General features: G+C 73.1%; 14 protein-coding genes. 9 read left to right on the forward strand and 5 right to left on the reverse strand.

Going from position 1 to position 14301, the window contains the following annotated elements; translation table 11 throughout:
• Positions 1 to 194 precede the first annotated feature (194 nt).
• Complete coding sequence (locus KME75_RS33665; RefSeq protein WP_219418986.1) at positions 195 to 416, reverse strand: hypothetical protein; 222 nt, start codon at positions 414 to 416, stop codon at positions 195 to 197.
• 81 nt (positions 417 to 497) lie between these two features.
• On the reverse strand, positions 498 to 1295 hold the full coding sequence (locus KME75_RS33670; protein WP_219418987.1) for an enoyl-CoA hydratase-related protein: 798 nt from the start codon (positions 1293 to 1295) through the stop codon (positions 498 to 500).
• A 47-nt stretch (positions 1296 to 1342) separates the two neighbouring features.
• Between KME75_RS33670 and KME75_RS33675 the strand changes: the two genes are divergently transcribed.
• Both KME75_RS33675 and KME75_RS33680 read left to right on the forward strand, forming a co-directional pair.
• Entirely contained in the window at positions 1343 to 2098 is a 756-nt protein-coding gene (locus KME75_RS33675) for an SDR family NAD(P)-dependent oxidoreductase (protein WP_219418988.1), read from the forward strand.
• Positions 2095 to 2496, forward strand: coding sequence for a RidA family protein (locus tag KME75_RS33680; RefSeq protein ID WP_219418989.1), 402 nt, complete (start codon positions 2095 to 2097; stop codon positions 2494 to 2496). The genes KME75_RS33675 and KME75_RS33680 overlap by 4 nt, the downstream gene beginning before the upstream one ends.
• Before the next feature lie 114 nt (positions 2497 to 2610).
• On the opposite strand, the gene KME75_RS33685 is transcribed toward KME75_RS33680, so the two are convergent.
• A complete protein-coding gene (locus tag KME75_RS33685; protein ID WP_308283320.1) occupies positions 2611 to 3435 on the reverse strand; it encodes a PaaX family transcriptional regulator in 825 nt (274 codons plus the stop codon).
• A 70-nt stretch (positions 3436 to 3505) separates the two neighbouring features.
• Here KME75_RS33685 and KME75_RS33690 point away from each other — a divergent pair, with 70 nt between their 5' ends.
• Together KME75_RS33690 and KME75_RS33695 are read left to right on the forward strand one after the other, a co-directional pair.
• Complete coding sequence (locus KME75_RS33690) at positions 3506 to 5089, forward strand: AMP-binding protein (protein WP_219418990.1); 1584 nt, start codon at positions 3506 to 3508, stop codon at positions 5087 to 5089.
• 2 nt (positions 5090 to 5091) lie between these two features.
• Positions 5092 to 7374 carry a bifunctional salicylyl-CoA 5-hydroxylase/oxidoreductase gene (locus KME75_RS33695; protein ID WP_219418991.1) on the forward strand — a complete coding sequence of 761 codons (2283 nt, stop codon included), beginning with the start codon at positions 5092 to 5094 and terminating at the stop codon, positions 7372 to 7374.
• Between the two features lie 15 nt (positions 7375 to 7389).
• Here KME75_RS33695 and KME75_RS33700 read toward each other — a convergent pair whose 3' ends face one another.
• A complete protein-coding gene (locus KME75_RS33700) occupies positions 7390 to 7734 on the reverse strand; it encodes a hypothetical protein (protein ID WP_219418992.1) in 345 nt (114 codons plus the stop codon).
• A 92-nt stretch (positions 7735 to 7826) separates the two neighbouring features.
• On the opposite strand from KME75_RS33700, the gene KME75_RS33705 reads away from it, so the two are divergent.
• The 3 genes from KME75_RS33705 to KME75_RS33715 all read left to right on the forward strand — a co-directional run bounded on the left by KME75_RS33705 (position 7827) and on the right by KME75_RS33715 (position 10054).
• On the forward strand, positions 7827 to 8063 hold the full coding sequence (locus KME75_RS33705; protein ID WP_219418993.1) for a DUF397 domain-containing protein: 237 nt from the start codon (positions 7827 to 7829) through the stop codon (positions 8061 to 8063).
• A 121-nt stretch (positions 8064 to 8184) separates the two neighbouring features.
• Positions 8185 to 9084 carry a Sco1979 family transcriptional regulator gene (locus KME75_RS33710; RefSeq protein WP_219418994.1) on the forward strand — a complete coding sequence of 300 codons (900 nt, stop codon included), beginning with the start codon at positions 8185 to 8187 and terminating at the stop codon, positions 9082 to 9084.
• Positions 9085 to 9106: 22 nt separating this feature from the next.
• Positions 9107 to 10054 (forward strand): RluA family pseudouridine synthase, encoded by a 948-nt coding sequence (locus tag KME75_RS33715; RefSeq protein ID WP_219418995.1) that lies wholly within the window; start codon positions 9107 to 9109, stop codon positions 10052 to 10054.
• Positions 10055 to 10076: 22 nt separating this feature from the next.
• Here the strand turns inward: KME75_RS33715 and KME75_RS33720 are convergent, their stop codons facing one another.
• The gene (locus KME75_RS33720) at positions 10077 to 11564 is read right to left on the reverse strand and encodes an APC family permease (RefSeq protein ID WP_246633355.1); all 1488 of its coding nucleotides are present in this window, start codon (positions 11562 to 11564) and stop codon (positions 10077 to 10079) included.
• Between the two features lie 179 nt (positions 11565 to 11743).
• Between KME75_RS33720 and KME75_RS33725 the strand changes: the two genes are divergently transcribed.
• Positions 11744 to 12391 (forward strand): GOLPH3/VPS74 family protein, encoded by a 648-nt coding sequence (locus KME75_RS33725; RefSeq protein WP_219418997.1) that lies wholly within the window; start codon positions 11744 to 11746, stop codon positions 12389 to 12391.
• Between the two features lie 68 nt (positions 12392 to 12459).
• Positions 12460 to 14232 carry a primary-amine oxidase gene (locus KME75_RS33730; RefSeq protein WP_219418998.1) on the forward strand — a complete coding sequence of 591 codons (1773 nt, stop codon included), beginning with the start codon at positions 12460 to 12462 and terminating at the stop codon, positions 14230 to 14232.
• Positions 14233 to 14301 lie beyond the last annotated feature (69 nt).

Here is a 14301-nt window from a genome sequence, read left to right on the forward strand (position 1 = left end):
GGTGATCGCAAACTTTAAGACCTGGCGCATCATGCACACCGACTACCGGCGGCCGCTGGCGACGTTCGACACGACGATCTCGGCGGTTATCGGACTGCACTTCTACTTGGCGGCTGAATAGGCCTCCATGCATGCAACATGGGCGTCGTCCCGGTCATTGGCAACGGCGACGAGCGGCCCCGTGTCGACCAGGATCACGTGCCCCGGCCGAGCTCATCCCGCAGGATGGCACCTGATCGCGCGGCGAGTTCGGGTTCCGCGGACATCTTGCCCGCGAACCGGAAATGCCGCCGTGGGCGATCGGAGCGGTCCTCGGATCCCCGCTGCACCATCCTGCGCAATACCGCTGCGGCCTCGTCCAGGCCATCCTCGTCGAGCTGGTCGACCAGCTGGTGCACGTCGCTGCGACTGCTCATGGAGGAAGGCTAGCGCTTTCTTGCTCCGGGCCGAACCCTGGCGCAGGCTGTCGGTTCCGCGTTCGTCGCAGACGCTTCGCGTCAGCGGAACCGGGAGAAGTCCGGCGGCCGCTTCTCCGCGAACGCCCGCGCCCCCTCCATGCCCTCCTCCCCGTGCGCGAACTCCTCGAGCCCGTCAAAGGCGAGGTGGGAGATGCCGCTGATGTGGTCGGAGTCGGCGTTGAAGGAGTGCTTGAGGAACTTCAGCGCCGTCGGCGAGTAGGAGCCGATCTTGCGGGCCCAGGCCCGGGCGGTGTCCAGCAGCTCCGCGGCCGGGACGACCTCGTTGACCAGCCCCCAGCGCTCGGCGGTGACGGCGTCGTAGCGGTCGAGCAGGAACCAGATCTGGCGCGCCCGCTTCTCCCCCACCACGCGGGCGAGGTAGGCCGACCCGAAGCCGGCGTCGAACGAGCCGACCCGCGGCCCCGCCTGCGCGAACGTCGCGTGCTCCGCGGCGACCGTCAGGTCGCACAGCACGTGCAGGACGTGCCCGCCGCCGATCGCGATGCCGTTGACGGCGGCGATCACGGGCTTGGGGATGTCGCGGATGATCCGGTGCAGCCGCTCGATCTCGAACGTGCCCCACTCGGTCTCGCCGTAGCCGCCGGTCTCGGCACGCTCCTTCACGTCGCCACCGGTGCAGAAGGCCCGCTCCCCCGTCGCCGTGAGGATCACCGCGGCGACCCGCGGGTCGGCCCAGGCGTGCTTGAACGCCGCGATCAGCTCGTCGACCGTGCGGCCGCGGAAGGAGTTCATCCGCTCCGGGCGGTCGATCGTGATGACGGCGTGGTTGTCGTCCTCGACGGCGTAGCCGATGTCGGTGAACTCGTCGATCCGCATGTCGCGATGTTGACGGTCGTCACCGCCGCTTGACAAGCTCTGCGGTGATGGACGCGCGAACCTGCCTGGTCACCGGGGCCGGACGCGGGATCGGGGCCGCGGTCGCGCGGCGCCTGTCCGCCGACGGTCACCGCGTCGCCCTGACCGCCCGCTCCGGCGACGAGCTCGAGGCGCTCGCGGCGCAGCTGCCGGGGCCGTCGCTGGCCGTGCCGACCGACGTCACCGCGGCCGACGCGGCCGAGCGGGTGTTCGGCGAGGTCGAGCGCGCGTGGGGCCCGGTGGAGGTGCTCGTGCTGAACGCCGGGGCGGGGACGTCCGCGCCGCTGCCCCGGATCACCGACGCCGACTGGCAGCGGATGCTGGAGCTCAACCTCACCGCGCCGTTCCGGATGCTGCGCCGCGCCATCCCGGCGATGGTGGACGCCGGCTGGGGCCGGGTGGTCGCGGTCGCGTCGGTGGCGGCCAAGCGCGGCGAGCCCTACATCGCGGCGTACACGGCGAGCAAGCACGGGTTGCTCGGGCTCGTCCGGTCGGCAGCGCAGGAGCTGGCTGCCACCGGCGTCACGGTGAACGCCGTCTGCCCCGGCTACGTCGACACCCCGATGACCGACGGCACCATCGCGTCGATCGCCGCCACCACCGGCCGCAGCGTCGAACAGGCCCGGGCGGCGCTGGAGCGCAGGCAGCCCACCGGGCGGCTCGTCACCGTCGACGAGGTGGCCGACGCGGTGCTGCTCTGCGTGGCGAGCGCCGCGATCACCGGGCAGGGGATCAACGTCGACGGCGGGGCGGTGCAGTCGTGACCCTCGAGCGGATCGACCCTCCGGAGCTCGCCCGCCCGTCCGGCTTCGCCCACGCCGTCGCCGGCACCGGACGCACGGTGTTCCTTGCCGGCCAGACCGGCACCGACGCCGACGGGCGCGTCGTCCCCGGCGGCGTGGTGGCCCAGTTCGAGCAGGCCCTGGCCAACCTGCTCGTCGCCCTGCGGGCCGCGGGCGGCGGACCCGAACTCCTCGCCCAGCTGACGATCTACATCGTCGACATGGACGACTACCGCGCCCACGCCCGCGACATCGGCGCCGTCTGGCGGCGCCTGGCCGGACGGGAATACCCGGCGACGGCGGGCATCGGCGTCGCCCGGCTCTGGGACGCCGAGGCGCTCGTCGAGCTGCAAGGCGCGGCGCTGATCCCCGCCGCGTAGCGTCCCCGCCCACGCACCCCGTCCCCGCCCATGCCCCCGTCGACGGGGCGCACCGGCCGAAACGGGGCGCACGGACACGCCCAGCCCAAGGCGCACCCCACCCGTGAGCGTCGGTCAGCCCTCGATCAGCTCCCGCGCGTGCGTCTCCGCGGGCGCCGCCAGCCGAGCGGCCAGATCCGCGAACAGCTCCTCGGCGCGGAGGCCGTTCCACCGCGGCGGGAGGAGCTCCAGCGGCAGGCCGGGGTCGGCGTAGGGCAGCTGCCGCCAGTCGGTGACGAGCCGGACATGGTCGGCGAAGGCCCGGGCCGGGTCCGCGGTCCGCCGGCGCGCCCAGCGCGTCCGGACCGGGGTGTACTCGGCGAGGAACGCGGCGTAGCGGACGCGGAGGGCGTCGAGGTCCCACCAGTCCCGCACGCGGGCGGTGACGTCGCCGAACGCCTCGCCGCGGAACAGCTGCACGTAACCGTCGAGTCCGAGCCGCTCCAGCACGTCGACGGCCTCGTCGGCGAGGTGCCCGGGCGCCACCCACACGCCCGGTGCGGCGGTGCCGAAGCCGAGGCGCGCTAGCCGCGTGCGCAGGGTGTGGCGCTTCTCCCGCTCCGACTCGGGCACCGAGAACACCACCAGCACCCAGCCGTCGGCCGCGGTGGCACGGCGCCTGCCGAAGATCCGCGCGTCGCCGTCGGCGAGGATCTGGCGGGCGTCCGGGGTGAGGACGTACCCGGCGGCGCCGTCGCGGCGGTCGGCGGCCAGCAGGCCCCGGCGCTTGAGCCGCGAGATCGACGACCGGACGGCGGGCTCGTCCACGCCCAGCCCGGCCATCAGCCGCACCAGCGCGGCCACCGACAGCCGCCCGTCGCCGGCGCGCCCGTACAGGCCGTACAGGCTCACGATCAGCTGCCGGGGCTGCCGCGGCTCCAGCTCGACGGCGGTGCTCACGCGGGAACGATATCGCGCTGCCTTGACTCACGTCACAGCAGCGGCATACTCGGGGACGGAGGTGCCGCCCATGGCCAGCGCCCACGTCGACCCGTTCTGCCGCGACCACCTGCCGCCCCGCGAGCAGTGGCCGCAGCTGCTGTTCGACCTTCCGGAACTGCAGTACCCCGCGCAGCTGAACGCGGCGCAGGCGCTGCTCACCGGTCCGCCGGACGACCGCCCGTGCGTCCGCGGTTCGGGCGAGGAGTGGTCCTACGGCGACCTGCGCCGGCGCGCCCACCAGGTCGCCGCCGTGCTCGCGGGAGACCTCGGGCTCGTTCCGGGCAACCGCGTGCTGCTGCGCGGGCCGAACGAGCCGTGGCTCGTCGCCTGCTGGCTCGGCGTGCTGCTGGCGGGCGGCGTCGCGGTCGCCACGATGCCGATGCTGCGCCGCGCCGAGCTGGAGGCGATCGCCGAGCTCGCGCGCCCGTCGCTCGCGCTCGCCCACCACGGCTTCACCGGCGAGCTACCCGACCTGCCGGTGGTCGCCTACGCGGGCGACGCCGAGTTGACCGGCCGCTGTGCTGCCACGGACGGGGCCACGAAGGACGGCACCTTCCGCCCGGTCCCGACGGCGAGCGACGACGTGGCCCTGCTCGCGTTCACCTCCGGCACCACCGGCCGCCCCAAGGCCACGATGCACTTCCACCGCGACGTGCTCGCCATCGCCGACACCTTCTCCCGGCACGTCGTGCGCATCGAGCCCTCCGACGTCGTGAGCGGCACGCCGCCGATCGCGTTCACGTTCGGCCTCGGCGGGCTCGTCGTGTTCCCGCTGCGGGCCGGCGCGAGCACCGTACTGCTCGACCGCGTGACGCCGCCGCAGCTCGCCGACGCGGTCGCCGAGCACGGCGTCACCGTGTTGTTCACCGCGCCCACGGCGTACCGCGCGATCGTCGGCGCCGGCAAGGCCGACCGGCTCCGCGGACTGCGCCGGGCGGTGTCGGCGGGCGAGACCCTGCCGGCGAGCGTCTGGCACGCCGTGCACGACGCCACCGGCCTGAAGATCATCGACGGCATCGGCTCCACCGAGATGCTGCACGTTTTCGTCTCCGCGGCCGACGACGACATCCGCCCGGGCGCCACGGGCCGCGCGGTGCCCGGTTACCGGGCCGCGGTGCTCGACGACGACGGCAACCCGGTTCCGGACGGGACGCCCGGCCACCTCGCCGTGCAGGGGCCCACCGGCTGCCGGTACCTGCACGGCGACCGGCAGCAGGTCTACGTGCGGCACGGCTGGAACCACACCGGCGACACCTACGTGCGCGACGGCGACGGCTACTTCACCTACCTCGCCCGCAGCGACGACATGATCGTCTCCTCCGGCTACAACATCTCCGGGCCCGAGGTCGAGCAGGCGCTGCTGGCCCACCCCGACGTGGTGGACTGCGGCGTCGTCGCCACGCCCGACGCCGAGCGCGGCGCGCTCGTCACCGCCTACGTCGTGCTGCGCGACGGCGCCGAGCGCGACGCCGCCGCCCTGCAGGACTTCGTCAAACAGACGATCGCGCCCTACAAGTACCCGCGGATCGTCGAGTTCGTGCCCGATCTGCCGCGCACGAGCACCGGGAAGCTCCAGCGGTTCGTGCTGCGCGACCGCGCGGCGGGGAGGTGAGCATGCGGATCGCGGTGATCGGAGGCGGCCCGGGCGGCCTGTACGCGGCGGCGTTGGTCAAACGGCACGACCCGGGCCACGACGTCACGGTGTGGGAGCGCAACGCGGCCGACGACACGTTCGGCTTCGGGGTGGTGTTCTCCGACGAGACGCTCGGGGGCATCGAGCAGGCCGACCCGGCCGTGTACGCCGAGATGCAGCGCCACGCGGCGCGGTGGGACGACATCGACGTCCACTACGGGGGCGAGGTCATCACCTCGGGCGGGCACGGGTTCTCCGCGATGAGCCGCAAGGAGCTGCTGGCGATCCTGCAGCGCCGCTGCGCCGAGGCCGGTGTGGTCGTGCACTTCCGCACGCCCGCCCCCGAGCTGGCCGCGCTCCGGGCGTCCCACGACCTCGTGATCGCCGCCGACGGGGCCAACTCCCGCACCCGCACCGCCTGCGCCGAGGCGTTCGACCCGACGGTGGAGCACGGCCGCAGCCGCTACATGTGGCTGGGCACCGACCGCGTGCTCGGGGCCTTCACCTTCGACGTGCGCGAGACGCCGCACGGGGTGGTGCAGCTGCACGGCTACCCCTACGGCCCCGGCGCGAGCACGGTGATCGTGGAGATGCACGAGGACGTGTGGCAGCGCGCCTTCGGGCCCGTCGCCGCGCTCGACCTGGCGCCCGGGGAGAACGACGAGGCCTCGATCGCCGCGGTCGCCGAGCTCTACGCCGACCTCCTCGACGGCGCGAAGCTGATCGGCAACAACTCGCGCTGGCTCACCTTCCCGACGGTCACGACGGCGACGTGGCGGCACGGCAACGTGGTGCTGCTCGGCGACGCCGCCCACACCGCGCACTTCTCCATCGGCTCCGGCACGAAGCTCGCGATGGAGGACGCCCTCGCGCTCGCCGCGGCGCTGCGCGACCACGGCGCCGAGCACGCCGACCTGGAGACGGCGCTGGCCGCGTACGAGGACGAGCGCCGCCCGGTGGTGGCGTCCACCCAGCGCGCGGCCCACGCCAGCCGGGAGTGGTTCGAGGACATCGGCCACTACGTGCACCAGCACCCGCAGCAGTTCGCGTTCAACATCATCACGCGCAGCCGCCGGATCACCCACGACAACCTGCGGATGCGCGATCCGGGGTTCGTGGCCGCCACCGAGCGGTGGTTCATCGGCGAGCCGGACGCAGGCCCGCCGATGTTCCAGCCGTTCCGGCTCGGGTCGCTGCCGCTGCGCAACCGCGTGGTCGTCTCCGCGATGGACATGTACAGCGCGCAGGACGGGCTGCCCGGTGACTTCCACCTCGTCCACCTGGGCAGCAAGGCGCTCGGCGGCGCGGGGCTGGTGATGACCGAGATGGTCTGCGTGTCCCCCGAGGGCCGGATCACCCTCGGCTGCACGGGCCTCTACACCCGTGAGCAGGAGGCGGCGTGGACGCGGGTGATCGACTTCGTCCACGCGAACACCGGCGCGAAGATCGGCGTGCAGCTCGGGCACTCGGGCCGCAAGGGCTCCACCAAGCTCATGTGGGAGGGCATGGACGAGCCGCTGCCCGAGGGCGGCTGGGACGTCGTGGGCCCGTCACCGATCCCCTACTCGCCCGCGGGTGCGGTGCCGCGCGAGCTCACCGCGGCCGACCTCGCCGCGATCCGGGACCAGTTCGTCGCGGCCGCCCATGGGGCGGCCCGGGCCGGGTTCGACGTGCTGGAGCTGCACTGCGCGCACGGCTACCTGCTGTCGTCGTTCCTGTCGCCGCTGTCCAACGCCCGCACCGACCGGTACGGCGGTGACCTGACCGGGCGGCTGCGCTACCCGCTGGAGGTGTTCGACGCCGTCCGCGCGGCGTGGCCCGCCGAGCGCCCCGTCACCGTCCGGATCTCGGCCACCGACTGGCACGTGGGAGGCACCAGCTCCGACGAGGCCGTCGCCATCGCGCGCGCCTTCGCCGAGCACGGCGCGGACGGGATCGACGTCTCCACCGGGCAGGTGGTCGCCGCGGAGAAGCCGGCGTTCGGGCGCAGCTACCAGACGCCGTTCGCCGACCGGATCCGCAACGAGATGGGGCGCGAGCTCGGGACGGCGGTCATCGCTGTCGGCGCGATCTCCTCCTGGGACGACGTCAACTCGATCCTGCTCGCCGGCCGAGCCGACCTGTGTGCGCTGGGGAGGCCGCATCTCTACGACCCGCACTGGACGCTGCACGCGGCCGCCGAGCAGGGGTACACGGGCCCGGGCGCGGAATGGCCGAAGCCGTTCGCGGCGGGCAGCCGGAAACCGCCCACCGGACGCGCCTGAGGCCCCGGGGTGCTCCTACCCGGCGAGCTGGCCGTGGTGGTGCCTGCGGGCCATCTCCGCGATGCCGTGGATCGAGCAGGGCCACGGGGTGGACGGCAGACCCGTGCCGCCCTTCGTGCAGGTGCGGCAGCGTCCCGCCCGATCGGGCACGTGCAGCGTGAGGAGGCGCTGCCAGACGCCGACCATCGGGGCCAGCTGAGCGGCGGCGTCCTGCCGCTCCGTGCTCGGGCGCTCGCCGCCCAGGGCGGCCCCGTCACGCCGGTGGTCCGGGATGCCGTGCTCGCCGCCGAGCGTGCGGTGGCCCGCGCGGAAGCCGCCGGTGCCCGCAGGTACGCGGGCCGCCCCCCAGGAGTAACTCATCGCTCCCCCTCGTCGATCAGCTATCGAAGGCCGTCACCCGGTTGGGCGCGGCGCTGCAACACGATCGTGTCCTTTCCGGCTTGCGTGCGCAAGTGCATCTGAACGAGCATCTGCACGTGCATTCCGGTTTCGGCGACCTCCAGTGGCGCAAGAGCACGGCCAGCAACCCCAGCGGCAACTGCGTCGAGCTCGCCGAACTCGCAGATGGGGGCGTTGCGGTCCGCAACTCCCGGTTCCCGGCCGGGCCCACCCTCGTCTACACGCGCTCGGCCATCGCCGCCTTCATCGACGGGGTCCGCGAGGGCGAGTTCGACGACCTCGCGCGGTGACGCACGTGCAGATGCCCGTGCACTCGTTCGTGGCAGTTGCTTGCGGCGCTTCTGCACGGCAGAGTGAACGAGTAACTACCGTGTGAACACGGTCACGTCCGGCGGACGATCGGGAGAGAGCATGAACGCCGTGCCCAGCCATGACGCCGCGGGCGGCGCCGCGCCGGCCCGGCCGACCGCCACCGGGCCCACCGTTCTGCGCATCGGCCTGGGCGGCGAGCTGCGGCGCCGCCGGGAGGCCGCCGGGGTCACGCGGGAGGCGGCGGGCGAGGCCATCAGGGCCTCGCCCGCGAAGATCAGCCGGCTGGAGCTGGGGCGCGTCGGGTTCAAGGAACGCGACATCGCCGACCTGCTCACGCTCTACGGGGTCGTCGACGCCGGCGAGCGCGACGAGTTCCTCACCCTCGCCCGCCAGGCCAACGCGCCCGGCTGGTGGCACCGCTACGCCGACCTGCTCCCGAACTGGTTCGAGACCTACATCGGCCTCGAGCAGGCAGCATCGGTGATCCGCACCTACGAGGTGCAGTTCATCCCCGGGCTGCTGCAGACCCGCGACTACGCCCGCGCCGTCACCCGGCTCGCCTACAACGACGAGGAGGAGATCGAACGGCGCGTCGAGCTGCGGGTGCGGCGCCAGGAGGTGCTCACCACGACGGGCGGCCCCACGCTGTGGGCGGTGATCGACGAGGCCGCGCTGCGCCGGTCGCTGGCCGGCCCCGCGCTCGCCCGGGACCAGCTCACCCACCTGCTCGAGGTCAACGACCTGCCCAACGTGGCGCTGCAGGTGGCACCGCTGGACTTCGGCGGCCACGCCGCCGCCGGGGGTCCGTTCGTCATCCTGCGCTTCGCCGCGCCCGACCTGCCCGACATCGTCTACCTCGAGCAGCTCACCAGCGCGCTCTACCTCGACAAGCGCGCCGACGTGGAGCACTACGCCGCAGTGATGGACCGGCTGTGCGCGCAGGTGCAGCCCCCGGAGCGCACCGCCGACATCCTCGCCGGGATCCGCGCCGCGCTCTGACCGCCCCCGTAGGCTCTCCGGAGTGAGACGCAAGCTCCGGTCCCCGCTGCCGCAGCGGCACGGGCTCGACGCGGTCCGGCTGCGCACGCCCGCGGAGACGTCGTGGGCCACCATGCGCGACCACCTCGTCGAGCGGCTGCCGCGCGTCGAGCCGGCGCGGATCGACGCGATGCTGCGCGAGCAGCGGATCGTCGACTCGGGCGGGCCGCTCTCGCCGGACGCGCCGTTCGTCCCGGAGTCGTTCGTCTGGTTCCACCGGGACCTGCCCGACGAGGTGCCGGTGCCGTTCCCGATCGAGGTGTTGCACCGCGACGACGACCTGCTGGTCGTGGACAAGCCGCACTTCCTCGCGACGATCCCGCGCGGGCAGCACATCGTGGAGACCGCGCTGGTGCGTCTGCGCCGGGAGCTCGGCCTCCCCCTGCTCAGCCCCGCGCACCGGCTGGACCGGGTCACCGCCGGGCTGCTGATGTTCGTGCTCCGCCCGGAACACCGCGGGGCCTACCAGACGCTGTTCCGCGACCGCCGGGTGCGCAAGACCTACGAGGCGATCGCGCCGTACGACCCGGCGCTCGCGCTCCCCCGTACCGTCCGCAGCCGCATCGTCAAGGAGCGCGGGATCATCTGCGCCCGGGAGGAGCCCGGCGAGCCGAACGCGGAGACGCACGTGGAGCTGCTGGAGCACCGCACCGGGTCGGACGGGTCGCGACTGGGCCGGTACCGCCTCACGCCGCTCACCGGCCGCACCCACCAGCTGCGGCTGCACATGAGCGGGCTGGGGGTGCCGATCCTCGGCGACGACTTCTACCCGGTGCTCACCGAGAAGCCGCTCGGCGACTTCACCCGCCCCCTGCAGCTGCTCGCCTCCACCCTCGAGTTCGTCGACCCCGTCAGCGGGCGGGCGCGCCGATTCACGAGCGGGTTGCAGCTGCAGGCGTGGAGCAACCACGCGGGGTGGACGGCCGCGTAGCCACGGCCGCCCACCCCCGCCCTCAGCGCGGCGGGGTGGCCAGCTCGATCTTGGGCTCGAGCACCTCGGGAGCCATCGCCGTCTGGCCGATCCGGCGGTAGACGCCCGGGCGGGTGCGCTGCAGCACCAGCCCCCACACGGCGCCGAGCACGCCGGCGAGCAGCACCAGCCCGGGAAGGACCCAGCGCAGCGGCGAGCCGGGGTCGGTGCCCAGCAGCGCGTCGAAGTTGGCGATCAGCAGTGCGACGAGCGACCCGAGCACCACGGTCGCCGCGGCGGGCGCGACCAGGCGCTGCCAGGTGCTGGCCGACTCGGGGTGGCGGCGGAAGTAGCCGATGACCGCCACCGACGTGGCCGTCATCAGCAGCACCACGCCCAACGCGGCCATGCCGCTGAACCAGGTGAACAGCTCCAGCACCGGGTCGGTGCCCGCCAGGACGAACAGCGCGAGCACGACGACGGCGAGCGCCGACTGCGTCAGCGAGCCCGCGACCGGGCCGCCGGAGCTCGCCCCCACCCGGCTGAAGACGGGCGGCAGCACCTGCTCGCGACCGAGCGCGAACAGGTAGCGGGCGACGCTGTTGTGGAAGCTCAGCAGCGCGGCGAACACGCTCGTGAGGAACAGGACGTTGGCGACGTCGGCCACCGGGGTGCCCCAGTGCTCGGCGAGCGCCGCGAACACCAGGCCGGGGCCGTTCTCGGTGGCGGCTGCCTGGAGCCCGTCGGTGCCGACGGCCACGGTCATCGCCCAGGCCGACAGCGCGTAGAACAGCCCGGTGAACCCGAGCGCGACGAACGTGGCCCGCGCGACGGTGACCCGCGGGTTGCGGCACTCCTCGCTGTAGATCGCGCCCGACTCGAACCCGATGAACCCGGCCACGCTGAACGCGAACACGGCGCCGACGCCGGGCACGAACAGCTGGGCGGGCGACAGGCCGGTGGCCGTGATCGCTCCTCCGGCCGGGTGCGTGAACGCGCCCAGGTCGTAGAGGACCACCACGATGATCTCCAGGACCAGCAGGACCGCGAGCACCCTGGCGTTCAGGTCGACACGCAGCACGCCGAGCGCGCCCACGAGCAGCAGCGCGATTCCGCCCCACACCCACCACGGCAGATCGAGCCCGAAGGTGGCCGACGCGAAATCCGCGACGCCCGCACCGAAGAGCCCGTAGAGCCCGATCTGAATGGTGTTGTAGGCCACCAACGCCACGAACGAACCCGAAACACCCCATTTCGGGCCGAGGCCCTGGGAGAGGTAGGAGTAGAACGCGCCCGCGTTCGCCACATGCCTGCTCATCGCCGCGTATCCGACGGCGAACAGCGCGAGCGCCGCCGCGAGCAAGAGGAACGACAGCGGGACGCCTGCGTTCCCGGTCACGGCGAAGGTGGTGGTCACACCCCCGCCGAGGACCGTGAGCGGCGCGGACGCCGCCACGGTGAAGAAGACCAGGTGGATGACGCCGAGCCGGCGACGGCGCAGCTGCGGGACCGGTTGGTGGACGGAGGACATCAGGCTCCTGAAGAAAGAGAACTGGTTCCGCGCCCGCCGCCGGGGCGCGGCCGGAACCGTACCATCCCTCATCTTTTACAGATGACCACTATTCGTATTCGCTCGCACACACTCCGCGCATTGTTACAGTGCGGGCGACTATCGCCGGACGTACACGCACAACCGGGGGGACGGCCTCGATGGTTCAGGACACGCTGGCCAGGAGGATGTTCCTCATCCTGCACAACCCGTTCACCGGCAAGCCCGAGATCGGACACGACCTGCTCAAGTGCGGCCTGGTCGCCGCGGCGCTCGCCGACCTCATGCTGGAGCGGCGGCTCGGCATGGAGAACGACCGCATCGTCGTGGCCGACCCCCGCGGCACCGGCGTCGACGAGATCGGCGCCTTCGTGGTCGAGAGCATCCAGCGCCAGCCCAGCGCCCACACCGTCCGCAGCTGGGTGGAGGCGCTCACCGACGTCGTGTACGAGCTCGTCGCGCGCGGCCTCGTCACCGACGGCGTCGTGCGGCGCGAGCAGGGCGGCCGACGGTTGCTGCGCCGCACCGCCGACCGCTTCCCGGCGGTCGACCTGCTGCAGGCCGCCCGGCCGCGGGTGCGGCTCGAGCACATGCTCCGCGTGCCGCGGGAGATGGACGTACCGGGCGCGGCGCTCGCGGGGATCATCCGCGCGCTGGAGGTCGAGCGCGTCCTCGACGTCGACCGGGACCGCGCGGAGGTCAGGAGCGCGGTCGCCGCGGCGGCCGAGCAGCTGCCGATCGACCTCAAGAGCCTGGTGGACGGCGTCGAGTCCGCCGTGTCCGCGATCTCCCTGACGATCCGGCGCTGACCGTACGAGCGAACCGACCGTACTACCCGTACGACCGAGCTGATCAGTACGACGAGAGGACCCGCTTCGTGGCCACGACCCACGACCACGCCTGTTCGGCGGCCCCGGCCGCCGTCGTCGACCACCCGCTGTCCCGGCTGACCGCCGAGGAGATCGACGCGGCCCGGGAGGTGCTGGTGGCGGCCGGGCTCGTCACCGACACCACGCGGTTCCCCCTGCTGTCGCTGGAGGAGCCACCCAAGGCGGAGGTGCTGGCGTTCACCCCCGGCGACCCGCTGGACCGACGGGTCCGGGCGATGCTGCTCGACAGCGCCACCGGCCGGTCCCGGATCGCGCTGCTGTCGGTCACGCGCCGCGAGGTCGACGACGTCCGGGACCTCGATCCCGAGACCGACGGGCAGCCGCCGATCCTGCTCGAGGAGTTCGTCGCGGTCGACGAGATCGTCAAGGCCGACCCGGGCTGGGTCGCGGCCATGGCCAAGCGCCGCATCGACGACGTGTCGCTGGTCTGCCCGTGCCCGCTGTCGGCCGGGTCCTTCGACATCCCCGGTGAACGGGGCAAGCGCCTGCTGCGCGTGCTGTCGTTCCTGCAGCACCGCCCGTCGGACCACCCGTGGGCCCACCCGATCGATGGCGTGGTCGCCTACGTCGACCTGGTCGGCCGCAAGGTCGTGGAGCTGATCGACCACGAGGTGCTCCCGGTGCCCGCCGAGGAGGGCAACTTCGACGACCCGGCGTTCACGGGGCCGCCGCGCGAGACGCTGCGGCGCCTCGACATCACCCAGCCCGACGGGCCCAGCTTCAGCGTCGACGGCGACGTCGTCACCTGGGAGGGCTGGACCTTCCGCGTCGGGTTCGACGTACGCGAGGGGCTGGTGCTGCACCAGATCGCGATGCAGGACCGCCCGATCGTCTACCGGGCCTCGATCGCGGAGATGGTCGTGCCCTACGCCGACCCCGGGCCGATCCGGTTCTGGCAGAACTACTTCGACACCGGCGAGTACCTGCTCGGCCAGCAGGCCAACTCGCTCGTGCTGGACTGCGACTGCGCCGGCGAGATCACCTACCTCGACGCCGTGCTCGCCGACGGCGACGGCCGCCCGCGCACCGTGCAGAACGCGATCTGCATGCACGAGGAGGACTTCGGCGTCCTCTGGAAGCACACCGACCTGTTCACCGGGTCCGCCGAGACCCGGCGGCAGCGGCGCATGGTGATCTCGATGTTCGTCACCGTGGGCAACTACGACTACGGCTTCTACTGGTACCTCTACCTCGACGGCACGATCGAGATGGAGGTCAAGTCCACCGGCGTGGTGTTCACCTCGGCCTACACCGACGACGCCGCCGCGTACTCGCGCGAGGTCGCCCCCGGGCTCGGCGCGCCGCTGCACCAGCACCTGTTCAGCGCCCGGCTGGACATGACCGTGGACGGCACCACCAACGCCGTCGACGAGATCGACGTGCGGGCCGACGCCCCGGGCACGGGCAACGCGTACGGCAACGCCTTCGGCACGGTCGTCACGCGGCTCACGAGGGAGTCCGAGGGTGCGCGGGACGCTGCCCCCGGCGTCGGGCGGACCTGGCAGGTGGTGAACCCCGAGGTCACCAACCGATTGGGGCGCCCGGTGGCCTACGCCCTGCACCCGCAGGGCCTGCCCACGCTGCTCGCCGAGCCGAAGTCCTCGATCGGGCGGCGGGCGACGTTCGCCTCGCGGCACCTGTGGGTCACCCGCTACGACCCCGGGGAGCGCTACCCGGCCGGCGACCTGGTCAACCAGCACCCCGGCGACGCGGGGCTGCCCGAGTGGGTGGCATGCCCCGCAGTTCCCGGTACGCGGTGAGGAACAGCAGCCGCGTCGGCGGCACGCGGCCGCGTGCCGCCGACCGCGCACACCGCGGCCCTGGCCCCC

This window comes from Pseudonocardia nigra (assembly GCF_019396355.1).
Classification (GTDB): domain Bacteria; phylum Actinomycetota; class Actinomycetes; order Mycobacteriales; family Pseudonocardiaceae; genus Pseudonocardia; species Pseudonocardia nigra.